The organism is Mesorhizobium sp. WSM4310, from assembly GCF_007003935.1.
Taxonomy (GTDB): domain Bacteria; phylum Pseudomonadota; class Alphaproteobacteria; order Rhizobiales; family Rhizobiaceae; genus Mesorhizobium.
On the sequence record NZ_VFTA01000002.1, the window covers coordinates 225,896 to 247,004 of the forward strand.

The 21,109-nt window shown below is 64.6% G+C and carries 24 protein-coding genes; 14 read left to right on the forward strand and 10 right to left on the reverse strand.

Annotated elements, in window-relative coordinates:
* Nucleotides 1–109 precede the first annotated feature (109 nt).
* Both FJV80_RS04030 and FJV80_RS04035 read right to left on the reverse strand, forming a co-directional pair.
* The gene (locus FJV80_RS04030) at nucleotides 110–1,147 is read right to left on the reverse strand and encodes a zinc-binding dehydrogenase (RefSeq protein WP_095792637.1); all 1,038 of its coding nucleotides are present in this window, start codon (nucleotides 1,145–1,147) and stop codon (nucleotides 110–112) included.
* Nucleotides 1,148–1,204: 57 nt separating this feature from the next.
* Complete coding sequence (locus FJV80_RS04035; protein WP_095792636.1) at nucleotides 1,205–2,446, reverse strand: acyl-CoA dehydrogenase family protein; 1,242 nt, start codon at nucleotides 2,444–2,446, stop codon at nucleotides 1,205–1,207.
* Nucleotides 2,447–2,560: 114 nt separating this feature from the next.
* Here FJV80_RS04035 and FJV80_RS04040 point away from each other — a divergent pair, with 114 nt between their 5' ends.
* The 6 genes from FJV80_RS04040 (at nucleotide 2,561) to FJV80_RS04065 (ending at nucleotide 6,906) form a co-directional block, all read left to right on the forward strand.
* Nucleotides 2,561–3,376 carry an SDR family oxidoreductase gene (locus FJV80_RS04040; RefSeq protein ID WP_095792635.1) on the forward strand — a complete coding sequence of 272 codons (816 nt, stop codon included), beginning with the start codon at nucleotides 2,561–2,563 and terminating at the stop codon, nucleotides 3,374–3,376.
* A 39-nt stretch (nucleotides 3,377–3,415) separates the two neighbouring features.
* The gene (locus FJV80_RS04045) at nucleotides 3,416–3,901 is read left to right on the forward strand and encodes a MaoC family dehydratase (RefSeq protein ID WP_281408725.1); all 486 of its coding nucleotides are present in this window, start codon (nucleotides 3,416–3,418) and stop codon (nucleotides 3,899–3,901) included.
* Nucleotides 3,898–4,932 (forward strand): phosphotransferase, encoded by a 1,035-nt coding sequence (locus FJV80_RS04050; RefSeq protein WP_142875602.1) that lies wholly within the window; start codon nucleotides 3,898–3,900, stop codon nucleotides 4,930–4,932. The genes FJV80_RS04045 and FJV80_RS04050 overlap by 4 nt, the downstream gene beginning before the upstream one ends.
* 12 nt (nucleotides 4,933–4,944) lie before the next feature.
* Nucleotides 4,945–5,721 carry an SDR family oxidoreductase gene (locus tag FJV80_RS04055; RefSeq protein ID WP_142875603.1) on the forward strand — a complete coding sequence of 259 codons (777 nt, stop codon included), beginning with the start codon at nucleotides 4,945–4,947 and terminating at the stop codon, nucleotides 5,719–5,721.
* A 104-nt stretch (nucleotides 5,722–5,825) separates the two neighbouring features.
* Complete coding sequence (locus FJV80_RS04060; protein WP_095787029.1) at nucleotides 5,826–6,470, forward strand: TetR/AcrR family transcriptional regulator; 645 nt, start codon at nucleotides 5,826–5,828, stop codon at nucleotides 6,468–6,470.
* Between the two features lie 187 nt (nucleotides 6,471–6,657).
* Nucleotides 6,658–6,906 (forward strand): DUF680 domain-containing protein, encoded by a 249-nt coding sequence (locus FJV80_RS04065; RefSeq protein ID WP_095787030.1) that lies wholly within the window; start codon nucleotides 6,658–6,660, stop codon nucleotides 6,904–6,906.
* Nucleotides 6,907–7,059: 153 nt separating this feature from the next.
* Here FJV80_RS04065 and FJV80_RS04070 read toward each other — a convergent pair whose 3' ends face one another.
* From FJV80_RS04070 to FJV80_RS04105, 8 genes are all read right to left on the reverse strand, one after another.
* Nucleotides 7,060–8,109, reverse strand: coding sequence for a Gfo/Idh/MocA family oxidoreductase (locus FJV80_RS04070; RefSeq protein WP_095792632.1), 1,050 nt, complete (start codon nucleotides 8,107–8,109; stop codon nucleotides 7,060–7,062).
* Nucleotides 8,110–8,125: 16 nt separating this feature from the next.
* Nucleotides 8,126–8,911: a ThuA domain-containing protein gene (locus FJV80_RS04075; protein ID WP_142875604.1), complete on the reverse strand. Its 786-nt coding sequence runs from the start codon at nucleotides 8,909–8,911 to the stop codon at nucleotides 8,126–8,128.
* Between the two features lie 79 nt (nucleotides 8,912–8,990).
* On the reverse strand, nucleotides 8,991–9,227 hold the full coding sequence (locus FJV80_RS04080) for a hypothetical protein (RefSeq protein ID WP_142875605.1): 237 nt from the start codon (nucleotides 9,225–9,227) through the stop codon (nucleotides 8,991–8,993).
* A 59-nt stretch (nucleotides 9,228–9,286) separates the two neighbouring features.
* Nucleotides 9,287–9,862 (reverse strand): sarcosine oxidase subunit gamma, encoded by a 576-nt coding sequence (locus FJV80_RS04085; protein WP_142875606.1) that lies wholly within the window; start codon nucleotides 9,860–9,862, stop codon nucleotides 9,287–9,289.
* Nucleotides 9,855–12,848 carry a sarcosine oxidase subunit alpha gene (locus tag FJV80_RS04090; RefSeq protein ID WP_142875607.1) on the reverse strand — a complete coding sequence of 998 codons (2,994 nt, stop codon included), beginning with the start codon at nucleotides 12,846–12,848 and terminating at the stop codon, nucleotides 9,855–9,857. Before FJV80_RS04090 ends, FJV80_RS04085 begins: the two co-directional genes overlap by 8 nt.
* Nucleotides 12,845–13,141, reverse strand: coding sequence for a sarcosine oxidase subunit delta (locus tag FJV80_RS04095; RefSeq protein WP_095772546.1), 297 nt, complete (start codon nucleotides 13,139–13,141; stop codon nucleotides 12,845–12,847). Before FJV80_RS04095 ends, FJV80_RS04090 begins: the two co-directional genes overlap by 4 nt.
* A gap of 11 nt (nucleotides 13,142–13,152) precedes the next feature.
* Complete coding sequence (locus tag FJV80_RS04100) at nucleotides 13,153–13,575, reverse strand: hypothetical protein (RefSeq protein ID WP_142875608.1); 423 nt, start codon at nucleotides 13,573–13,575, stop codon at nucleotides 13,153–13,155.
* Complete coding sequence (locus FJV80_RS04105) at nucleotides 13,575–14,828, reverse strand: sarcosine oxidase subunit beta (protein ID WP_142875609.1); 1,254 nt, start codon at nucleotides 14,826–14,828, stop codon at nucleotides 13,575–13,577. Before FJV80_RS04105 ends, FJV80_RS04100 begins: the two co-directional genes overlap by 1 nt.
* Nucleotides 14,829–15,043: 215 nt before the next feature.
* Here FJV80_RS04105 and FJV80_RS04110 point away from each other — a divergent pair, with 215 nt between their 5' ends.
* From FJV80_RS04110 to FJV80_RS04145, 8 genes are all read left to right on the forward strand, one after another.
* On the forward strand, nucleotides 15,044–15,412 hold the full coding sequence (locus FJV80_RS04110; RefSeq protein WP_095772543.1) for a YrdB family protein: 369 nt from the start codon (nucleotides 15,044–15,046) through the stop codon (nucleotides 15,410–15,412).
* 110 nt (nucleotides 15,413–15,522) lie between these two features.
* Entirely contained in the window at nucleotides 15,523–16,281 is a 759-nt protein-coding gene (locus tag FJV80_RS04115) for an SDR family oxidoreductase (protein WP_095772542.1), read from the forward strand.
* A 110-nt stretch (nucleotides 16,282–16,391) separates the two neighbouring features.
* Nucleotides 16,392–16,778, forward strand: coding sequence for an SET domain-containing protein-lysine N-methyltransferase (locus tag FJV80_RS04120; RefSeq protein ID WP_095787137.1), 387 nt, complete (start codon nucleotides 16,392–16,394; stop codon nucleotides 16,776–16,778).
* Between the two features lie 176 nt (nucleotides 16,779–16,954).
* Nucleotides 16,955–17,221 carry a 30S ribosomal protein S21 gene (gene rpsU / locus FJV80_RS04125; protein ID WP_010911429.1) on the forward strand — a complete coding sequence of 89 codons (267 nt, stop codon included), beginning with the start codon at nucleotides 16,955–16,957 and terminating at the stop codon, nucleotides 17,219–17,221.
* 143 nt (nucleotides 17,222–17,364) lie between these two features.
* Nucleotides 17,365–18,207: a tetratricopeptide repeat protein gene (locus tag FJV80_RS04130; RefSeq protein WP_095772541.1), complete on the forward strand. Its 843-nt coding sequence runs from the start codon at nucleotides 17,365–17,367 to the stop codon at nucleotides 18,205–18,207.
* A gap of 208 nt (nucleotides 18,208–18,415) precedes the next feature.
* Nucleotides 18,416–18,892: a DUF992 domain-containing protein gene (locus FJV80_RS04135; RefSeq protein ID WP_095772540.1), complete on the forward strand. Its 477-nt coding sequence runs from the start codon at nucleotides 18,416–18,418 to the stop codon at nucleotides 18,890–18,892.
* An 87-nt stretch (nucleotides 18,893–18,979) separates the two neighbouring features.
* Nucleotides 18,980–19,465: a DUF992 domain-containing protein gene (locus FJV80_RS04140; protein WP_095772539.1), complete on the forward strand. Its 486-nt coding sequence runs from the start codon at nucleotides 18,980–18,982 to the stop codon at nucleotides 19,463–19,465.
* Between the two features lie 182 nt (nucleotides 19,466–19,647).
* On the forward strand, nucleotides 19,648–21,084 hold the full coding sequence (locus FJV80_RS04145) for an MFS transporter (protein ID WP_142875610.1): 1,437 nt from the start codon (nucleotides 19,648–19,650) through the stop codon (nucleotides 21,082–21,084).
* Nucleotides 21,085–21,109 lie beyond the last annotated feature (25 nt).

The window sequence follows — 21,109 nt, forward strand, 5'->3', positions numbered from 1 at the left end:
GGCCATCATCTCCGCGGGCCGCCGCGGATGGTTGGACGCCGCGGCTTCTGACCGGGAAGAACCTCTGAACGGCCTCGTATTCGCGTCTCTGGAGTTGCTTCGAACAGCATCAAGGCCGAATGAAAACCTTGCCGTTGGGCTTGGCCAGTTCCGCCGGCACCCGCGCGATCGCCTCGGCGAGCGGCACGACAGCCGTGACATCGGTCGACCAGCGTCCGTCGGAAAAGCGCTTCTGCGCTTCCAGGATCGCTGGACCGCGCCGCTCCTTGAATTGCCGCATCCATTCGCTCAGCCAGAAGCCCTCGATATGCTTGTGTTGGAAGATCAGTTGGCCGGGTTCGCGGATGATGGTGGCGTCGGCATCGAGCCGTCCATAGATGATCCAGCGCGAGCGCTTCGGCATGGCGTTGAAGATGGCCGAAGCCAGCGGCCCGGTGACCGCATCGAGGAAGATGCGCGGTTGCTCCGCCTTCATCACCTCGCGCAGCGTGGCCTCGAAATCCGGCGCCTTCTCGTTGAGCACATGGGCAGCGCCGATCTCCTTCAGCAGCGCGATCTGCTCATCGCGGCGCACGGTGACGATAGGCCGGAACCCTTCCTCCTTGGCCAGGCCGATGATCAGCTTGCAAAGCTGGCTGGCGCCGGCGGTCATGACGAAGGCCTTTTCGCCCTCCTGCTTGACGATGTCGAACATGGCGATGGCGGTAATCGGATTGACGATCATCGCAGCGCCGTCCTCGTCGCGCACCGTCTCGAGCAGCGGAATGCAGGCCGCCGCTTCGGCGACGGCATATTCAGCCCACGAGCCCCAGTTGCTAAGGCCGGTGGCGAAGGCGACGCGCTTGCCGACGAGGCTTTTGGCATAGGGGTCGTCGCCGCCGGCAACGACCGTGCCGACGCCCTCGAAGCCGGCTGGCCGGCCCTTGACGCGCGGCTGGCCGTACTGACCCTTGATGAAGGCGACGTCGGATGGGTTGATCGAAGCCAGGCTGACCCTGATCAGCACCTGGCTCGGGCCCGGCGTAGGCACCGCGATGCGGCCCGGCTCGAGATAGGGCTCCATCGACGCGAGCGCGCTGCCGCTCGGCGTCTTGGTGTAGCCGTCGCCGACCAGGAGCAACGCCTTCATTTCGGAGGGAATGGTCATCGGTGACACTCCTTGTTGTTGGCAGAAGGCCCATGGCACGGTTGACCGAGCGCCTGCTCAGAGCTTCTCCTGCGTGTACTTCTTCAGCTCCGTCCGCGCCACTTGCCGGCGATGCACGGCGTCTGGCCCGTCGGCCAGGCGCAATGTCCTCAGATGCGTCCACGAGCGCGCCAGAGGCGTGTCCTGGCTGATGCCTTGCGCGCCGAACATCTGCACCGCCTCGTCGGTGATCCTCAGCGCGACGCGCGGCGCGATGACCTTGATCTGGCTGACCCAGGGGGCAGCGGCGCGCGCATCGCCCTGGTCGATCATCCAAGCCGCCTTGAGGCAGAGCAGCCGGGCCATCTCGATCTCCATGCGGCATTCGGCGATGATGTCGAAATTGGCGCCGAGTTTCGCCAGCTTCTGGCCGAAGGCCTCGCGGCGCACGGAGCGCTGGCACAGCATCTCCAGCGCCATCTCGGCCTGGCCGATGGCGCGCATGCAGTGATGGATGCGCCCGGGACCGAGCCGCCCTTGCGCGATCTCGAACCCCCTGCCCTCGCCGAGGATCAGGTTCGAGGCGGGCACACGCACATTGTCGAAGCGCAGGTGCATATGGCCATGCGGCGCGTCGTCGTCGCCATAGACCTGCATGGCCCGAGCCTTGGTCACGCCCTTTGTGTCCGAAGGCACTAGGATCATCGAATGGCGGCGGTGCTGCGGCTCGCCGTCGCCGCCGGTCCGCACCATGACGATGTAGATGGCGCAGCGTGGATCGCCGGCGCCCGAGGCCCACCATTTCTCGCCGTTGAGCACATAGTCGTCGCCCTGCCGCTCGCAGCGCATCGCAATGTTGGTGGCGTCGGACGAGGCGACATCCGGCTCGGTCATCAGATAGGCCGAGCGGATTTTTCCGTCCAAAAGCGGCTCAAGCCACTCCTTCTTGTGGTCGGCCGAGCCGTAGCGCTCCAGCACCTCCATATTGCCGGTGTCCGGCGCCGAGCAATTGAAGGTTTCGGCGCCGAGATGCGCCTTGCCCATTTCCTCGGCGAGATAGGCATATTCGACGGTGGACAGGCCATAGCCGCGTTCCGAGCCGGTCAGCCAGAAATTCCACAGGCCGCGCTCCCTTGCGGTCTTCTTCAGCCCTTCGAGGATTTCGCCCTGGCGTGGGCTGTAGACCCAGCGGTCGCCTGCCTTGCCCACTTCGCCCAAGAATTCCTTGTCGAGCGGCATGATCTCGTCACGCACCATGGCCGCGACGCGCGCGTGGATCGGCTTCAGCCGCTCGGTCATGCCGAGATTCATCTCCGTCATCGGTCGCTAACCCTTCATAGAGGCCCGGCAATTTACCCGTGGCAAGGATGACCGTACTTCGGATAGCCTTGTCAACGCGAACTCTTTGCCCAGGGCAGAGCGCGGAGGATTGGAATGGCCTATCTCGACGAGCTGTTTTCGGTGGCCGGCAAGACCGCGCTGGTGACGGGCGCGGCGACCGGCATCGGCCGCATGGCGGCGACAGCGCTGGTCAAGGCCGGCGCCAGCGTGATGATCGCTTCGCGCAAGGGCCAGGATTGCATCAGGGTCGCCGATGCGTTGAACGGACTTGGCGCCCCTGGCCGGGCCGAGGGCTTTGCCGGCGACGTCTCCAGCGAAGCCGGCATCGCCGCACTCGTCGCCGAGGTCAAGGCGCGGACCGCCAAGCTCGATATCCTGATCAACAATGCCGGCGTTTCCTGGGGCGCGCCGCTGGAGAGTTTTCCTTATTCGGCATGGGCCAAGGTGCTCGGCGTCAATGTCACCGCCGTCTTCCACCTGACCCGCGAGTTGCTGCCGCTGCTCGAGGCCGCGGCAAGCGACGCCGATCCGGCCCGGGTGATCAATCTGGGTTCGGTGATGGGGACGCAGCCGCTGGCCGACGACGCCTATTCCTACACGGCGTCCAAGGCCGCGGTGCATCACCTGACGCGTACGCTCGCACTCGAATTCGCCGCTCGCCGCATCACCGTCAACGCCTTCGCCCCCGGCCCTTTCCAGAGCCGCATGACGGCCTTTGCCACCGGTACGGATGAGCAGGCCAAACATGTCGGCAACCATGTTCCGATCGGCCGTATCGGCGCACCGGATGACATTGCCGGCGCAACGCTCTATTTGTGCAGCCGTGCAGGCAGCTATGTCACCGGCGCCATCCTGCCGATCGACGGCGGGCAGTCGGTGCAGCATGGATTGACCTTGTTCAAGGAATGACATTTTCCGGCCGTAGAAGCCGGAGGTGAACTGGAGGACATGAGCGTGGAACCGATCAGTCTCGATGTGCTTCTGGCCAGTGTCGGCAAGGAGGTTGGCGTTTCGCCGTGGCGGGTGGTGACGCAGCGCATGATCGACCAGTTCGCCGACGCCACCGACGACCACCAGTTCATCCACTGCGATCCCGAGCGGGCCAAGCGCGAGACGCCGTTCGGCGGCACCATCGCGCACGGCTTCCTGTCGCTGTCGCTGCTGTCGGCAATGACGTTCGAGACAATGCCGCCGCTGGAAAACAGCAAGATGGGCGTCAACCACGGCTTCGATACGCTGCGCTTCCTGGCGCCGGTGAAGACCGGCGCGCGCATCCGCACCCGTTTCGTGCTGGCCGACGTCAAGGTGAGACCCTCGGGCTGGGTGCAGACGGCGCACGACGTGACGATCGAGATCGAGGGCTCGAAGAAACCGGCCCTGACCGCCCGCTGGCTGACGCTGACGCTGATCGAACGCCAGCCCGAGACCGCATGATCGACCCCAACGCGCTCGACCAGGCAGCGCTTGCGCCTTACCTCGAGACGGAAATACCCGGCTTTTTCGGGCTTGCTTCAATCGAAAAATTCAAATCCGGCCAGTCCAACCCGACCTATCTCATCACGGCGGACAGCGGCCGCTATGTGCTGCGCGCCAAGCCGCCGGGGCAGTTGCTGAAATCGGCGCATCAGGTCGACCGCGAATTCCGCGTGATGAAGGCCCTTGCCGGCACCGCCGTTCCGGTGCCCGAAATGCTGCATCTGTCGGCCGAGGACTCGCCGATCGGCCGCATGTTCTATGTCATGGATTTCCTCGACGGCCGTATCTTCTGGGATCCGGCATTGCCCGAGGCACGTGACAACGAAGAACGCGCCGCCATCTACGACGCCATGAACGGCACGCTCGCGGCCCTGCACGATGTCGATGTCGACGCGGTGGGTCTCTCCGATTTCGGCCGGCCGGGCAATTATTTCGAACGGCAGCTGGCACGCTGGACCAGCCAGTACCGCGCCTCCGAAACCGCCATCATTGCCGACATGGACCGACTGATCGCCTGGCTGGAAACGCACCTGCCCGCCGATGACGGCCTGATATCGCTGGTGCATGGCGACTACCGGCTGGACAATCTGATCTTCGCGCCGGGCCAGCCAAGGGTCATCGCGGTGCTCGACTGGGAGTTGTCGACGCTTGGCCACCCCTTTGCCGATATCGCCTATCAATGCATGCAATGGCGCCTGCCGCATGCTTCCGGCTTTCGCGGCCTCGGCGGCGTCGACCGCGCCGCGCTCGGCCTGCCTTCCGAGGAAGACTACGTCGCTGCCTACTGCCGGCAGCGCGGCCTCAGCGGCATCGGCAACTGGACCTTCTTCCTCGCCTTCTCCTTCTTCCGGTTGGCGGCGATCTGCCAGGGCGTCTACAAGCGCGCGCTGGACGGCAATGCCTCCAATCCCGAAAAGGCCAGGACCTATGGCGAGGCGGTGAAGCTGCTGTCGCATCTCGCCGCCAGACTGATCGACAAGCAGACGTGACGGGGAGCCATTATGGGCCGCTTTGACGGGGCAACGGTGCTGATCACAGGCGCCGCCGGCGGTCTCGGCCGGGGTGCTGCGAAAGGCTTTGCCACCGAGGGCGCGCGGCTGGTGCTGTCGGACATCGACGAAAAGGCGCTCACCGATCTCGCCGCAACCTTGCCCGCCGAGACGGCGTTCCTGGCCGGCAACGTAGCGGACGAAAAATTGTCCGAGGACCTGGTCCGGCTGGCGGTCGAAAGATTCGGCAGGCTGGATGTCGCCATCAACAATGCCGGCATCGTCCAGAGTTTCGTGCGCCTGCCGCAGGTTGCGTCGGACGAGGCCCGCCGCGTGCTTGAGATCGACCTGCTTGGCGTCTTCTATGCCATGAAGCACCAGATCCCGCAGATGGAGCGCCAGTTCGGGGCGACGGCCAAGGGCGGCGCTATCGTCAATATCGCCTCGGTTGCCGGACTGGTCGGCGCGCCGAAACTCTCGGTCTATGCGGCCGCCAAGCATGGCGTCGTCGGGCTGACCAAATCGGCGGCCGCCGAATATGCCACCAAGGGTGTGCGCATCAACGCCATCTGCCCGGCCCACACAAGGACGGCAATGGTGGACAGTTTCGTGCGCGCCTCGGGTGCCCCGGAGGCAGAAGCGTTGGCCGAACTGACACGCGGCGTGCCTATGAAACGCGTGGCGGAGGTCGACGAAATCACCGCCGCCATCCTCTTCGCCGCCGACCCGGCCAACTCCTTCATGACCGGCCATGCGCTGGCCATAGACGGTGGCGTCGGGGCGATCTGATGCCTCCCGCTTGGGAACCTGCGGCGCCCTTGTCCGTTTCCGTACAGCGTATATAATTTAGCCCAGATACCGCCAACCCCAGACACCACCGAAAGGCACCGGACTTGCCGCTGAGCGTCCAGAAACGCCGCGAAAAACAGAAGGCCGAGCTGCGTTCCGAACTGGTCGAAGCCGCGCATAAGCTCGTTCAGGAAGAAGGCTATGAGGGCCTGACCATCCGCAAACTGGCCAAGCGGGTCGGCTATGCGCCGATGTCGGTCTATTCCTATTTCGCCGACAAGCAGGACATTCTGTTCGCGCTGGCCGAAGACGCCTTCGAAACGCTCGCCCGCCGCATCGAGGAGCATCCGTCCGACGATCCGATCGAGGCCTTGCAGGCGGTGATGACTGAATATGCCGCCTTCGGCCTCGGCAATCCCAATGAATACCGCACCGTTTTCATGACCGAAAAGACCAGGCCGCCGGAAGGTCGGAGTTTTCAAGAAATGCACGAGGCCAACCCGGCGATGAAGGTGCTGATCACGCGGGTCGAAGCCTGCGTCGCCGCAGGAAAACTGCAAGGCGATCCGCGCGCCATCGCCACCATGTTGTGGGCGGTCGGCCACGGCACGATCTCGCTGCTGATCACCTTTCCCTTCTACCCCTTCGGCGACCCGCAGGCTTTCGTGAAACGCATGTGCGATTTCCAACTGGCCGCACTCAGCACCCAGAACGTGCCGCCATTGACCGACACACCGGTCAACTGCTGAACGACATCTCCTTCGTTTCCACGCTTCCTCGCCACCTTTCGAACCAAACCGAGGGCAAATTCTTGGTTAACAAAAAATTTATCGTACGCGTACGATCTTGACTTGAACTTCGCGATCGGCGGACGTATCTGTACGCAGCACCGTACATGTACGAAAGAAATTCACTCGTCGAAAACGGAGACTGACGATGAAAAAGACACTCCTCACCCTCGCCGCCGTGCTGGCACTTTCCGGTTCGGCCTTCGCCGCCGGCACCACCCAGCCGGTCAAGCACCTGCCGGCCGCGACCTGCGTCGACACCAAGACCAATGTGAAGCTGGATTGCGCCTCGACCGGCTCGGTCGAGAAGAAGGGCGCCGCGGAAAATACTGCTGAAGGCAAGGGCCCGCGCCTTGGCATCAGCATCAATCCCTGGATCCTGCCGAGCGCCTTCTAAGATCGACCGCATACCCGCCCGGGGTTTCCCCGGGCATGGACGAGATAGGTAGCCCAGGTTCTGCGCCTGATATCGAGTAGGTACGCAGCCAACCTTGCCGCTGAAGGCGGTGCTGAAGGCGCCAAGACTGCCAACCGCTGCGATGGCCGGATGTCAGCCGACCGAGATCGGCAGCCTGCTCGCCGAACTCTCGAAGGCGGCGTCGATAAGCTTCTGAATGTCGGCGGCGCGCCGAAAGGACGGGTCGCCATTCCGCCCGGCATCCAGCGCGTCGACAAAACGCCGGGCGTTGCGCTTGACATCCGGCAGGGCCAGCTCTCGCCAGAGCTGAACATCGACATCCTCTCCCAGGCACGCCGACAGCCGCGCTGCCTTGCCATCGGTCTCGACCTTGAGCGCTCCTTCGGTGCCGTGCAGCGTCAGCGACAGGTCATTGCCATGGCCGGTTGTGTAGCGGCTTGCAATGATCGTCGCCAGCGCGCCGGATGCCAGCCGTGCCGTCATCGCCACACTGTCATTGGCGTCCAGCACATAGTCGCCGATCCGGTCGCCTTCGGCCTTCGGAAACGTCACCAGGTCGGCGTGCAGGCTGACAATATCCTGGGCCGCGCCATAGGTGGCGAAGTCGAGGATGTGGATGCCGACATCGCCCAGAACCCCGGTCGAACCGTGCCGGGTCGACAATCGCCACAGCCATTTGTCCTCGACGCGCCAGTCGCCCCAGGATTTGCTGACCAGCCAGCTCTGCTTGTAGCTCGCCTCGACATGGCGCAATTCGCCGATCGCGCCCGCCAACACCAGACGCCGTGCTTCCTGGATCGCCGGTGAATTGCGGTAGGTGAGATTGACCATGTTGACGAGGCCGGCGGCCTCGGCCGCTTCGGTCATGGCAAGCGCATCGGCATGGTTCGGTGCCAGCGGCTTTTCGCAAAAGACATGTTTTCCCGCGGCAAGCAGCGCCAGCGTCGTCGCCTTGTGCACACCGTCCGGAGTGGCGTTGATGGCGGCGTCGAAATCGCCCCAGGCGATCGCCGCTTCAAGGCTCTCGAAAGAAGCGCCGATGTCGTTGGCAGCGGCAAACGCCGCGGCGCGGCCAGGCAGTTGATCGACGCAGGCGACGATGCTGCAACCAGGAACCTTTGCGAACTCTTCGATATGATGTCCGGCGATCCAGCCGGTGCCGAGCAAGAGCAGGCGATGCATCAGATCAGGTTCCCCATCAACTCAACCCCTTATCGCCATCGGCATGCAGGCGCAGGCCCTTCTGCACGATCTTCTCCTTGGCCTTGTCCGTCGGCACGTTCGGCGCATTGGTGATGCCGGACCATGCGGGTGCCGGATTGTGCGCCCAGTGCACGGCATTGCGCAGCACCTGCTGCACGCCCTCATTGTGGTAGATCGGATAGGTCTCGTGGCCGGGTGAGAAATAGAAGATGCGGCCCGCGCCACGCTGGTAGGTCAGCCCGGAACGGAACACCTCGCCGCCCTCGTACCAGGAGACGAAGACCGTCTCCAGCGGCTCCGGCACCGCGAAGGGCTCGCCATACATTTCCGTCTCGCCGATCTCCAGGCATTCGCCGATGCCTTGCGCGATCGGGTGACAACGGTTGATCGCCCAGACACGCTCGCGCTCGCCCGCCTCGCGCCATTTCAGCGAACAGGGCGTGCCCATCAGCCGCTTGAAGATCTTCGAGTAATGGCCGGAATGCAGCACGATCAGCCCCATGCCTTCCCAGACCCGCTTCTGCACGCGCTCGACGATCTCGTCCTTGACCTCGCCATGCGCGGCATGGCCCCACCACAAAAGCACGTCGGTGGCGGCCAGGCGCTTCTCGCTCAGCCCGTGCTCCGGCTCCTGCAAGGTGGCGGTGGTTGCCTCGATGCCCTTGTCCTGGTTGAGCGCCGCGGCAATGGTGCCATGCATGGTCAACGGATAGAGGTCGCGCACGACGGCATTGGTCTGTTCATGGACGTTCTCGCCCCAGACAACAGCTTTTATCGGCATTTTTCCTCCTCCAAAGCGCTTTGAATATCCCAACTGGCGATGCCTTGGAAAGATGCCTGTCGACCAAAATTGCTGAAAATCAGGGCTTGCGGGTTTTTCGACCAGAAACGGCCTTGGCCTTGCCCGGCTTGGCGGGCGCGCCGGGGATCGCCGAACTGGTGATGGACACAGGATCGCTGGCCGGGAACGTGTCCTCCAAGCCTTCCTCGAGTTCCTCTTCGGCGTCGGCCTCGCGATGCCGCTCATGTTCAAGCGAGCGCACCGCCGCGGTTTTGGCATTCGACTGCGGCGATTTCGGCGCGGACTTCGACGGCATCGACACTTCTCCCTCGACCTGTTGCCGCACAACGAACGCCGGCGGCAAAACGTTCCGGGTCAGCCAGCCGCGTCGCGGGCTCCCTCGGACAGGAAAGTAAAGACATAGTCCGAGAACGAACGCCAGCACTCGACCCGGAAGGCATCGTCCGACGTGCGCAACAGCACGATCTCGGCCTTGCCGAGGATGGTGCGCGAAGCCGCGCCCGCCGGGAAGGCGTCGAGCGACAGGTCCTGCGGGCAGCCCGCATTGATCGTGGCTTCGGCCGCCGGACCGGCGACGGAGATCGCGATGTTGCGGTGTGAGATGCCGACAGCCGAATGAAGCGCGGCGACCGTCGCACAGTCGGCGAGCGGATCGTTTCCGCCTTCGTCGATGACAAGCCACTCGTCGGGGCCGAGCCACAAAGCGGTGCGCCCGCCCTTCGACGCGGAAGTCTTCGGCTTCTTCGGCAAGGTCAGGCCAAGCGCCTTCGACAGCGCCGCGACCGAAGCCTCCGGCGCGCGCAACGAGATGCGCTCGGCTGGCGGCAGCACTTCAACCTTCACGCCCGTCGCTGTCGTACTGCGTCCAGCCAATGCCGGACGGCGGTCGACCGAAGGCGCAGCCGTCTTCTTTGCAGCAGCCTTAGCCATTGAGGCGGCCTCCCGTCTCGTCGAAGAACACCATGCCGGTAACCTCCACTTCGATCACCCCGTTCGGCATCGGCACGTAGAGCGTATCGCCCATCCGGTCGCGGCCGCCGGCAACCAGCGCCAGCGCGATCGAGCGGCCGCAATTCTGCGACCAGTAGCTGGACGTCACGTGGCCGATCATCTTCATCGGGATTGCCTGCTTCGGATCCTCGACGATCTGCGCGCCTTCCTCCAGCACCACCTTCGGGTCCTTGGTCTTGAGGCCGACCAGTTGCTTGCGGCCCTTGGCGACCAGGTCCGGCCGCGCCATGCCGCGGATGCCGACGAAGTCGGTCTTCTTCTTGCCGACCGCCCAGTCGAGACCGGCATCGTTCGGCGTCACCGTGCCATCCGTGTCCTGGCCGACGATGATGTAGCCCTTCTCGGCGCGCAGCACGTGCATGGACTCCGTGCCGTAAGCGGTGGCGCCGTGCTTCTGGCCTTCCGCCCACAGCGCTTCCCAGACGGCCTGGCCGTAATCGGCCGGCACATTGACCTCGAAGCCGCGCTCGCCGGTGAACGACATGCGGAACAGCCTTGTCGGCACGCCGCAGATCTTGCCTTCGCGCACCGACATGTGCGGCAGCGCCTCGTCGGACATGTCGATGCCTTCGACCAGGGGCGCGATGATGTCGCGCGATTTCGGCCCCTGCACCGCGATGACCGCCCACTGTTCGGTGATCGAGGTCAGCCAGACATTCAGATGCGGGAACTCGGTCTGGAGATAGTCTTCCATGTGGTTCATGACGCGCGGCGCACCGCCGGTCGTCGTCGTCACATGGAAACGGTCCGGCGCCAGCCGGCCGACGACGCCGTCATCGTAGATGAAGCCGTCCTCGCGCAGCATGATGCCGTAGCGGCAGCGACCGGGCTCGAGCTTCTCCCACGGATTGGTGTAGAGCAGTTCCATGAACTTGGCCGCATCCGGCCCGACCACTTCGATCTTGCCGAGCGTCGAGGCGTCGAACAGGCCGGCCGTGGTGCGGACCGCAACGCATTCGCGGTCGACCGCGGCATGCATGTCCTCGCCGGCTTTCGGGAAATACCAGGCACGCTTCCACTGGCCGACATCCTCGAAGACCGCGCCTTGCGCCTCGGCCCACGGATGCGTCGCCGTCTTGCGCGTCGGGTCGAACAGCGGCCCACGCGCATGGCTGACGATCGCGCCGAAGGTGACCGGCGTGTAGGGCGCGCGGAAGGTCGTCAGGCCGACCTCGGGGATCGGCTTGCCCAGCGTCTCCGCGGCGATCGCCAGGCCGTGCATGTTGGAGGTCTTGCCCTGGTCGGTCGCCATGCCGTTGGTGGTGAAGCGCTTGACGTGCTCGATGGAGCGCATGCCCTCGTGCACCGCCTGGCGGATGTCCTTGGCGGTGACGTCGTTCTGGAAGTCGACGAAGGCCTTCACCGTCGTGTCCGGGCCGGCGCCGGGCGCGGCACCCAGCATGCCGCGCGACCAGCTTTCCGAGGCGTCGACCTTCGGCTTCACACCCTTGGCGGTCTTCGCACCGGAATCCTTGGCCGCCTTGGCCCCGGCCGCATAGGCCTCGTCTACCGTCGCCGACAAGCCGTCCGTGCCATTGCAGGCACCGACGGAGACGCAATCCTGCGCATAGGTGCCGGGCACGAAGCGCTTGGTCTCGTCGTTGAAGGCGACCTTGCCGCGCGACTGCGAGAACAGATGCACCGACGGTGTCCAGCCGGCCGACATCAGGATCGCATCGACGGAAATGGTGCGCTCGCCGCCGCCATTCTTCGGCTGCACGGTCATCGAGGACACGCGCAATTTGCCGCCGGCACGGATCACCGCACGGCCGAAATTGATCTCGATGCCGAGCGCCCGCGCCTCGTCGATTACGGGACCGGTCGGGTTGTCGCGCAGATCGACGATCGCCGCGATGTTGACGCCAGCCTTTTTCAGGTCGATCGCCGCGGCGTAAGCCGAGTCATTGGCGGTGTAGACGCCGACATTCCTGCCGACCGCCACGCCATGGTGATTGAGGAAGGTGCGCGCGGCACTCGCCAGCATGATGCCCGGTCGGTCGTTGTTGGCGAACACCATGTGGCGTTCGATGGCGCCCGAAGCCAGCACCACGCGCTTGGCCCGCACCTGCCACAGCCGCTCGCGCGGCAAATCATGGCCGGGTGCCTTCAAATGGTCGCTGACGCGCTCGACCAGCCCGACGAAATTCTGCGCGTAATAGCCGAAAGCCGTCGTGCGCGGCAGCACGCGGACATTGTCCATCGCGCTCAGCCTGGCGATCGCCGCTTGCGCCCAGGCAAAACCGTCCTGGCCGTCGATCCTGGCACCCGTCTCGAAACGCAGGCTGCCGCCGAACTCGGCCTGCTCGTCGGCGAGGATGACGCGCACGCCGGTTTCCGCTGCCGCCAAGGCCGCCGCGAGCCCGGCCGCGCCGCCACCCAGCACCAGCACGTCGCAATGCGCGTAGCGCGACGAATAATGGTCGGGATCGGGTTTGTCGGGCGAAACGCCAAGGCCGGCGGCTTCACGGATCTTCGGCTCGTAAAAGCTTTTCCAGGCCGCCTTCGGCCACATGAAGGTCTTGTAGTAGAAGCCGGCCGAAAACATCGGCGATGCCAGGTCGTTGACCGCGCCGACGTCGAAGGACAGCGACGGCCAGCGGTTCTGCGAATTGGCGGCGAGCCCGTCATAGAGCTCCTGCACGGTGGCGCGCACATTCGGCGTCTTGCGCGCATCGTCGCGCACGATCTGCACCAATGCGTTCGGCTCTTCCGCGCCGGCCGACAGGAAGCCGCGCGGCCGGTGGTATTTGAACGAGCGGCCGACCAGATGCACGCCATTGGCAAGCAGCGCGGAGGCCAGCGTGTCGCCCTCGATGCCGGTATAGGACTGGCCGTCGAAGCTGAACCGCGCGGTCTTGGCCTGGCTGAGGCGACCGGCTCTCGGGATGCGGAACGCGCCGCTCATTTGGCAACTCCGGGCAGCTTGGCGGGTTTGGGTTCGCCGGCCTTGTAGGTCATGACGAACTTGTCGGTGACGGTGTCGCGCACTGCGTTGAAGAAGCGCGCGCAGCCATGCATGTGCCGCCAGCGCTCATAGATGATGCCCTTGGGGTTGGAGCGGATGAAGAAGAACTTCTCGAAATCGTCGTCGCTCTCGCCAGCAATGTCGGTCGAGCGCGCAATATGCGCCTCGCCGGCGTTGCGGAATTCGAGTTCCGGGCGCTCTTCCTCGCAATAGGGGCAGCGGATGAGAAGCATTCTGTTTGTTCCTACAATTCGCCGTGGCCGACGCGGGCGCCGGGGGGTTGGTCGCAAAGTTTCTGGCCCATCGTCACGAACGGCGCGACGAGCCGCAGCCGCTCCTCGACGTCAGCGGAATCGCGAAACAGGGCGCGGTTGGCCATGTTGCCGAACGTCAGCTGCACCGGGTCGGTCGTGACGATGACGCCACGCGGCTTGAAATCCTCGTCTTCATCCAGGTCCTTCGGCCGGCCTTCGAAGAACATCACCATTTTCTGGCCGCCACCCCAGACGCAGGCGAGCGTTCCCTCGTCGACCGAAAACGGCCATCCGGCCTCGTTGCCGGCGCGCGTGATCGGCTGCAGCCGCACCTCTTCAGCCGAAGGCATGTGGAACATGCCTTGTTCCCCCGCCAGCATCAGCGGCATCGCGACAGCCATCTGCGCCATCATCAGTGCGCCACTGCCGCCGCCGCCGCCTCGTCAATCAGCCGGCCGGTGCGGAAGCGTTCGATGGTGAAGGGCGCATTGATCGGATGCGGATCGTCCCTGGCGATGGTGTGGGCAAAGACATGGCCCGAACCAGGCGTCGCCTTGAAGCCGCCCGTGCCCCAGCCGCAATTGACGTAGAGGCCGGGCACCGGCGTCTTGGCCAGGATCGGCGAGCGGTCGGGCGTCACGTCGACGATGCCGCCCCACGAGCGCAACATCTTCATGCGCGTGAAGATCGGGAACATCTCGCAGATGGCGTCCAGCGTATGCTGCAATATGTGCAGGCCGCCGGTCTGCGAATAGGAGACATACTGGTCGGTGCCGGCGCCGATCACCAACTCGCCCTTGTCGGACTGCGAGATATAGGCGTGCACCGTGTTGGACATGACCACACATGGCACCACCGGCTTGACCGGCTCCGACACCAACGCCTGCAGCGGATAGCTTTCCAGCGGCATGCGCACGCCGGCCATGTTCATGATGACCGAGGAATGGCCGGCGGCAACGACGCCGATCTTCTTGGCGCCGATGAAGCCGCGCGTCGTGTCGACGCCCATGACCGCGCCATTGGCGGCGCGCTTGACGCCGGTGACCTCGCAATTCTGGATGATGTGGACGCCGCGCGCCGAAGCGCCGCGCGCATAGCCCCAGGCGACCGCGTCATGGCGCGCCGTGCCGCCGCGCCGCTGCAGCGCGGCACCGACGACCGGATAACGCGCATCCCTGGAGATGTTGAGCGGCGGGCAGAATTCCTTCGCTTGCTCAGGCGACAGCCATTCATTGTCGATGCCGTTCAGCCGGTTGGCGTGGACATGGCGCTTCAGCACCTGGATGTCGTGCACATTGTGCGCCAGCATCATGACGCCGCGCGCCGAATACATGACGTTGTAGTTGAGCTCCTGGCTGAGCCCGTCCCACAGCTTCAGCGCATGGTCGTAGATGCCGGCGCTTTCGTCATAAAGATAATTGGAGCGGATGATGGTGGTGTTGCGGCCGGTGTTGCCGCCGCCGAGCCAGCCCTTTTCCAGCACCGCGACATTGGTGATGCCATGCACCGTGGCGAGATAGTAGGCGGTGGCCAGGCCATGGCCGCCGGCGCCGACGATGATGACGTCGTATTCCTTCTTGGGCTCAGGCGAGGACCATTGTTCCTCCCAACCCTTGTGGCCGCGCATGGCCTCGCGGGCGATGGCGAATACCGAATATTTTTTCAACGTCCCAGCCTCGCGCCAACAGATCTCGCGGATTGCAGCCGGGCTTTTGTTCGGCCCGGCGCGCGAGGTGTATCACTAGCGAAACAGCGCTTCCACCCTTGCGCTGTTTGCGACGGCGCTTGCCGTTTTGCGCCACGACGAAAAAGACCCATGCGGGCTGGCTGCCGTGGTTGGGTTCAGCCACATTATCCGTCGGGCGATTCTGGAGGACGAATATGGGCAATGCCTGGTGGAATCTGACCTTGCGCTTCCTGCTGGAGCTTGCCGCCCTGCTCGGTCTCGGCATTGCCGGCTGGCATGTCGCCGACGGATGGTGGCGCTGGGTCCTCGCTTTGGCCTTACCGATCATTGCGGCCGTGCTGTGGGGTACTTTCGCGGTGCTCAACGACCCAAGCCGGTCGGGCCGCGCACCTGTGCCGGTTCCGGGCACGGTGCGGCTGGCGCTCGAACTGGTCATCCTGTTCGGCGGCGCTGCCGGATTCTATGCCGCGGGTCACACGACCGCGGGCATCGTCGTCGCGCTGCTCATCGCCATCAGCTACGCATTTTCGCTCGACCGGCTGGGCTGGCTGCTGAAGCAATAGTTCAGGACGACGCGACCTTCGCAGGTATCGGGTGGCTCCGACCTGCTCCATCTGCGACCAACATCCCGATTGCCGGCCAGACCGGCGCGAAAAACAGGGATGCCAAAAAAATGCTCGCACTCGCCAACAAGATCGCCATCGTCACTGGCGCCAGTTCCGGCATCGGCCGCGCCACGGCAAAACTCTTCGCCGAGGAAGGGGCCAGGCTCGTCGTCGCCGCCCGACGTCAGGCCGAGCTCGATACGCTTGTCGCCGAGATATCGGACGTGGAGGGCAAGGCCATCGCGCTTGCCGGCGACGTCAGGGACGAAGCCTATGCGAAGGCGCTTGTCGATCTGGCGGTCGAACGCTTCGGCGGCCTTGACATCGCCTTCAACAATGCCGGCGCCGTCGGCTTGATGGCGCCCCTGCCCGACATGATGCCGACAGCATGGCACGAGACGATGGACGTCAATCTGACCGGCGCCTTTCTCGGCGCGAAGTATCAGATACCGGCCATGCTGGAGCGCGGCGGCGGCTCGCTGATCTTCACTTCGAGCTTTGTCGGCTACACTGCCGGCATGCCGGGCATGGCCGCCTACGCCGCCGCCAAGGCCGGCCTGATCGGCCTGACACAGGTGCTGGCCGCCGAATACGGGCCGAAAGGCCTGCGCGTCAACGCATTGCTGCCGGGCGGCACCGACACACCGGGCGCAACGACAACGACGCCCGAAGCCCGCGCTTTCGTCGAAGGCATCCATGCGCTGAAGCGCATGGCGCAGCCGGAGGAGATTGCCCGCTCGGCGCTTTATCTCGCCTCCGATGCCTCGAGCTTCACAACGGGAACCGCGCTGTTCGCCGACGGCGGCGTCTCGATCAGCCGGACGTGAAGTTTTTTTGTGGCGAACAGGCCGGTTCACCGCTTTGACGCAGGCAGCCGGTCTTGCTTTTTCCGCGCGATTTGGCGATTCCGTTTCCTGTCGAAACGGGTCCCGAAACCATGATGCTGATCCGAACCTATGTGGCCGCGAGCGCGATCGAGGGCGTGGGCATGTTCGCCGCCGAGCCAATCCGGAAGGGCGCGTCGATCTGGCGGCTTAACCCGGATTTCGACCGGCTGATCCCGATGGACGAATACGAGGCCGCACCCCAGCCTCTGAAGGAATTGCTCGACCGTTATGCTTATCCGAGCCCGGATCGGCCGGGCTTCATGGTCTATGAGGTCGACAATGGCCGCTTCATGAACCATTCGGCGACGCCGAACACCGATTTTTCGCAATATGGCGGCGCGACAGCGACCCGCGACATTGCCTCCGGCGAAGAGATCACTTGTGACTACGGCGAATTCTTCGAGGATTTCGAACGGCTGCACCTGGCCACGGCGTAATTGGCGCCCTATCTCGGGGCGACCGTGGCAATTTGGCTGTTGTCCTGCATTTCGGCTGTGGACAGCGCGGCCTGATTCTGCTATCAGCCGCCACAATTCGTGGTGTCGACCGCCGCGGAGGCTAGTGGCTATGGCTACTTGCCTGTTGATATCAAACCCGAAAGACAGGATTGCCCGTGCAGGTACTCGTCCGCGACAATAACGTTGATCAGGCGCTTCGCGCGCTCAAGAAGAAGATGCAGCGCGAAGGCATTTTCCGCGAAATGAAGATGCGCGGTCACTACGAGAAGCCTTCCGAGAAGCGCGCCCGCGAAAAGGCAGAGGCCGTGCGCCGCGCCCGCAAGCTGGCCCGCAAGCGCGCCCAGCGCGAAGGCCTGCTGCCGATGACGCCGCGTCCGGTGGCTGCCGGTGGTGCTGCTGGCGCAGCGCGTCCGCCGCGCTGATTATCGCCAATATTTCGTCCTTTTCGAAGGATACCAAGGTGGCGCGATGCGGAATCGCCGCCACCTTTTTATTTTGATTGTGACCCGGCCCGGAGGGGGGATCCGGACCTGAACGACGCGGCATAAGTGAGGACAGGGCAGACATGAACGCAATAAGCGTGGAGCGCGGGACCGCATTGCGTGGTTTCGCCCTGACGGCAGCCCTGCTTTCCGGATTGGTGCTGGCCGGCTGCCAGACATCGGGCCCGACCGGCGAGTTCAACAACATCGACAAGGCGCAAGGGTCGAGCGAGAACATCTCCTCGCTGTCGGCCGTCATCCAGCGCAATCCCCAGGACCCCGAAGGCTACAATGTGCGCGGCTCGGCCTATGGCCGCGGCGGCCAGTATCAGGCGGCGCTCAAGGACTTCAACCAGGCCATCCAGCTCAATCCGAATTTCTACCAGGCCTATTCCAACCGCGCGCTCATCCAGCGCTTCCTCGGCAATCAGGCGGCCGCGCTCGACGACTACAACAAGTCGATCCAGATCAACGGCAATTATGACGCCGCCTATATCGGCCGCGGCAATCTCTACCGCAAGGCGGGCCGCACCCAGGACGCCTTCAACGACTTCCAGAAGGCGATCCAGCTCGACACGACGGACGCCCGCGCCTACCACAATCGCGGCCTGATCTATCAAAGCCAGGGCCAGCACAAATTCGCCATCGAGGATTTCTCGACCGCCATCTCGCTGGCGCCGGATGCCGCCGAGCCCTACAACGGCCGTGGCCTCTCCTATCTGGCGACGGGCGACGAGGACAACGCCTTCTCCGACTTCAACATGGCCATCAAGCTCGACGGCAAGAACGCCGAGGCCTGGGCCAATCAGGCGCTCATTTACGAGCGGCGCGGCGACAAGGCGAAGGCGGCGAAATCCTATAAGGAAGCCGTGCGCCTCAACCCCAATTACCAGCCGGCCAAGGACGGCCTCGCCCGCGTCAGCTGATATCGGCGTTAGCAGAGCCGGCTAAGCATTATGGCGACGTCGGCGTGTCCGAAAGGACACGCGGCGTTGCAGATCGCCGCCCATCCGGCAACCGCGCGTTAACCCCCGCACCAAGCCGTTGACCCTTGCCTTGTTCGCGCCAAGTTTTCAGCGGAACGGTCTGGTCACTCGAGCCGTTATTCCAAGCGATTTGCGAAAGGACCCTCCCATGATCAAGAAACTCGTCAGCGCCGCTGCCCTTGCAACGACCGTGTTCGCTGCCGCTCCGGCCAGCGCCGGAAAGCTGCAGCTCGGCACTCTCGACTGCACCATCGACGGCGGCACCGCCTATATCGTCGCCTCCAACAAGGGCGTGTCCTGCGTCTTCCGTCCCTACCACCACGGCCCGTCGGAGATCTACACCGGCGTCATCTCCAAGATCGGTGTCGATCTCGGCCAGACACATCAGGGCCAGCTCGTCTGGGCGGTTCTTGCCGCGACCCGCGACCGCGACGCGGGCGACCTTGCCGGCAGCTATTATGGCGTCAATGCCGAGGCGAGCGTCGTCACCGGCGGCGGCGCCAACCTGCTGGTCGGCGGCTTCGACGGCGCCTTCATGCTGGAGCCGCTCAGCGTCCAGGCGCAGACCGGCGTCAATCTCGCCGTGGCCGTGACCTCGCTTCAGCTGATTCATTCGCTGAAGTGATCGAACGGAGCCTTGCGCTCCTCTCTACCTTACGGCGCGGAACCATATAGGATGGTTCCGCGCCGTTAGATTTTGAGGGGGAACGATATGCCGAAGACAGCCATCGCCGCTGCCGCGATCGCACTCGTGCTCGGCGCGACACAGGCGCAGGCGCAGGACCGAGGCATCGAACTTGGTACCCTTGAATGCGCCATTGGCGGGGGCACCGGCTTCATCTTCGGCTCGACCAAGGATCTGAGCTGCACCTTCACGCCGACCGACAAGAGCTTCGCGCCGGAGGCCTATTTTGGCGCGGTCAACAAATACGGCCTCGACATCGGCACGACAAAACAGTCGGTGATGCGCTGGCTGGTGCTGACGCCGCTGAAGAACATCTACGCGCCGGGTGCGCTGGCGGGCGACTATATCGGCGCCAGCGCCGAGGTGACGGCCGCCGTCGGCGCCGGCGCCAATCTCCTGGCCGGCGGCTCCTCGCAGGCCTTCACCCTCCAGCCGCTCAGCCTGCAGACGCAGACCGGCATCAATCTCGCCATCGGCGTCAGCCAGTTCCAGCTGCGCAGCACCGAGAACTGACCTCCTTGAAAAAACCGCTTGAGCTCAACCGCGGTTGAGGTTCTACAAGCCCAGCCCGACCGGACCGGCACCCCGATGGGCACGCTATCCGGCGCTGTTGCCGCGCATGGTCCTGCCGGAAAGCCTTGCTGGCTTCTGGTGCCGTGCGCCGGCATCGCGATATGCAAAAGCATGGGGTGGACATGACTGAAATCAGCACAAACAGGGTCGACTGGCGCGCATTGTGGGCGAGCGGCGACCTGGCGCGCTTCTGCTTCATCAGCCTCGGCATCCTGCTGCACGCCACCAACGAGACGATGGTGGCAACCGTCATGCCGGCGATGGTCGGCGAACTGGCCGGGGTGCAGCTCGTCGGCTGGTCATTGGCGATCTACGAGCTCGGCGCCATCGTCGCCGGTGCCGCCGCCGGGCGACTGGTGAGCTACGTGGCGCTGCGCACCAATATGGTGGTCGCGGCCCTGCTCTACGCCGCCGGCGCGCTGATCTGCGCCACCTCGCCTTCCATGCAGTTGTTCCTGGCCGGCCGGCTGATCGAGGGGCTGGGCGGCGGCGCGCTGGTATCGCTCGCCTTCGTCTCGGTCGAGCGGCTGTTTTCGCGCACCATCTGGCCGCAGCTCTTCGGCATCATGTCGGCGATCTGGGGCGTCGCGGCGTTCAGCGGCCCGTTGCTGGGCGCTATCATGACCGAATTCCTGTCGTGGCGCTGGGCCTTCGGCGTCTTCACCCTCGGCGGTACCGCCATGGCGTTGGCAAGCTTCCTCGTGCTCAACACGCCGGAGGCGAAGAAACCCAGCAGGAGCGCCGGCAAGACCCCGCCCTTCCCCTTCGCCGCCCTTGCCTGCCTGGCCGTCGCCGTGGTGCTGATCGCCTCGGCCGGCATCGACATCGCCCTGCTGCGTTCCTCTCTGCTGGTCGTGCTGGGCCTGGCCGGGCTCGCGCTGTTCTTCACCATCGACGCGCTGAAGCCGCGCTCGCGGCTGTTCCCGGCGCGGCTGTTTTCGTGGCGCACTCCGGTCGGTGCCGGCATGACCATGGTCGCCGCCTTTTCCGTCGCGACCTGCTCCTTCGGCGTCTACGGGCCCCTGCTTTTGACCAGCCTGCACGACATCCCGCTGCTGACCACCGGCTACATCATCGCCGCCGAATCGATCGCCTGGTCGATCCTGTCGATCCTCGTCGCCAACGCGCCGCCGCAGCGTGAACGGCTGATCATTGTTACCGGCGCGCTGATGATCGCGGCGGGCATCGCCGGCTTTGCCTATACGATACCCCTGGGCTCGATCCCGCTGATCCTGGTCTGCGCCTTGCTGCAGGGCGGCGGCTTCGGCATTGCCTGGCCGTTCCTGACCCGCGTCATCGTCGCCTCCGCCCCGGACGACGAGCAGACCATCGCCTCGGCCGCGGTGCCGACCATGCAGCGCATCGGCTACGCCGTGGGGGCCGCCCTTGCCGGCATCGTCGCCAATGCCAGCGGCTTCTCGCAAGGCTTGAACCACGACGCGGCGGCCAATGTCGCGAGCTGGCTGTTCCTTGCCTTCGTCCCGCTTGGCATCCTCGGCTGTCTCGCCGCCTTGCGGACGTCGGTGGCCGCAACTCGGCCGCTGGAAGCCGTCGGCTGACTGGAGCAATTCCAGGAAAAGTGTG

What these genes read in the sequence shown, in the direction of transcription:
- FJV80_RS04030 (WP_095792637.1), bottom strand. Translation starts at nt 1,147, where the DNA reads ATGACCATTCCCTCCGAAATGAAGGCGTTGCTCCTGGTCGGCGACGGC.
- FJV80_RS04035 (WP_095792636.1), bottom strand. Translation starts at nt 2,446, where the DNA reads ATGACGGAGATGAATCTCGGCATGACCGAGCGGCTGAAGCCGATCCAC.
- FJV80_RS04040 (WP_095792635.1), top strand. Translation starts at nt 2,561, where the DNA reads ATGGCCTATCTCGACGAGCTGTTTTCGGTGGCCGGCAAGACCGCGCTG.
- FJV80_RS04045 (WP_281408725.1), top strand. Translation starts at nt 3,416, where the DNA reads ATGAGCGTGGAACCGATCAGTCTCGATGTGCTTCTGGCCAGTGTCGGC.
- FJV80_RS04050 (WP_142875602.1), top strand. Translation starts at nt 3,898, where the DNA reads ATGATCGACCCCAACGCGCTCGACCAGGCAGCGCTTGCGCCTTACCTC.
- FJV80_RS04055 (WP_142875603.1), top strand. Translation starts at nt 4,945, where the DNA reads ATGGGCCGCTTTGACGGGGCAACGGTGCTGATCACAGGCGCCGCCGGC.
- FJV80_RS04065 (WP_095787030.1), top strand. Translation starts at nt 6,658, where the DNA reads ATGAAAAAGACACTCCTCACCCTCGCCGCCGTGCTGGCACTTTCCGGT.
- FJV80_RS04070 (WP_095792632.1), bottom strand. Translation starts at nt 8,109, where the DNA reads ATGCATCGCCTGCTCTTGCTCGGCACCGGCTGGATCGCCGGACATCAT.
- FJV80_RS04075 (WP_142875604.1), bottom strand. Translation starts at nt 8,911, where the DNA reads ATGCCGATAAAAGCTGTTGTCTGGGGCGAGAACGTCCATGAACAGACC.
- FJV80_RS04080 (WP_142875605.1), bottom strand. Translation starts at nt 9,227, where the DNA reads ATGCCGTCGAAGTCCGCGCCGAAATCGCCGCAGTCGAATGCCAAAACC.
- FJV80_RS04085 (WP_142875606.1), bottom strand. Translation starts at nt 9,862, where the DNA reads ATGGCTAAGGCTGCTGCAAAGAAGACGGCTGCGCCTTCGGTCGACCGC.
- FJV80_RS04090 (WP_142875607.1), bottom strand. Translation starts at nt 12,848, where the DNA reads ATGAGCGGCGCGTTCCGCATCCCGAGAGCCGGTCGCCTCAGCCAGGCC.
- FJV80_RS04095 (WP_095772546.1), bottom strand. Translation starts at nt 13,141, where the DNA reads ATGCTTCTCATCCGCTGCCCCTATTGCGAGGAAGAGCGCCCGGAACTC.
- FJV80_RS04100 (WP_142875608.1), bottom strand. Translation starts at nt 13,575, where the DNA reads ATGATGGCGCAGATGGCTGTCGCGATGCCGCTGATGCTGGCGGGGGAA.
- FJV80_RS04110 (WP_095772543.1), top strand. Translation starts at nt 15,044, where the DNA reads ATGGGCAATGCCTGGTGGAATCTGACCTTGCGCTTCCTGCTGGAGCTT.
- FJV80_RS04115 (WP_095772542.1), top strand. Translation starts at nt 15,523, where the DNA reads ATGCTCGCACTCGCCAACAAGATCGCCATCGTCACTGGCGCCAGTTCC.
- FJV80_RS04120 (WP_095787137.1), top strand. Translation starts at nt 16,392, where the DNA reads ATGATGCTGATCCGAACCTATGTGGCCGCGAGCGCGATCGAGGGCGTG.
- FJV80_RS04130 (WP_095772541.1), top strand. Translation starts at nt 17,365, where the DNA reads ATGAACGCAATAAGCGTGGAGCGCGGGACCGCATTGCGTGGTTTCGCC.
- FJV80_RS04135 (WP_095772540.1), top strand. Translation starts at nt 18,416, where the DNA reads ATGATCAAGAAACTCGTCAGCGCCGCTGCCCTTGCAACGACCGTGTTC.
- FJV80_RS04140 (WP_095772539.1), top strand. Translation starts at nt 18,980, where the DNA reads ATGCCGAAGACAGCCATCGCCGCTGCCGCGATCGCACTCGTGCTCGGC.
- FJV80_RS04145 (WP_142875610.1), top strand. Translation starts at nt 19,648, where the DNA reads ATGACTGAAATCAGCACAAACAGGGTCGACTGGCGCGCATTGTGGGCG.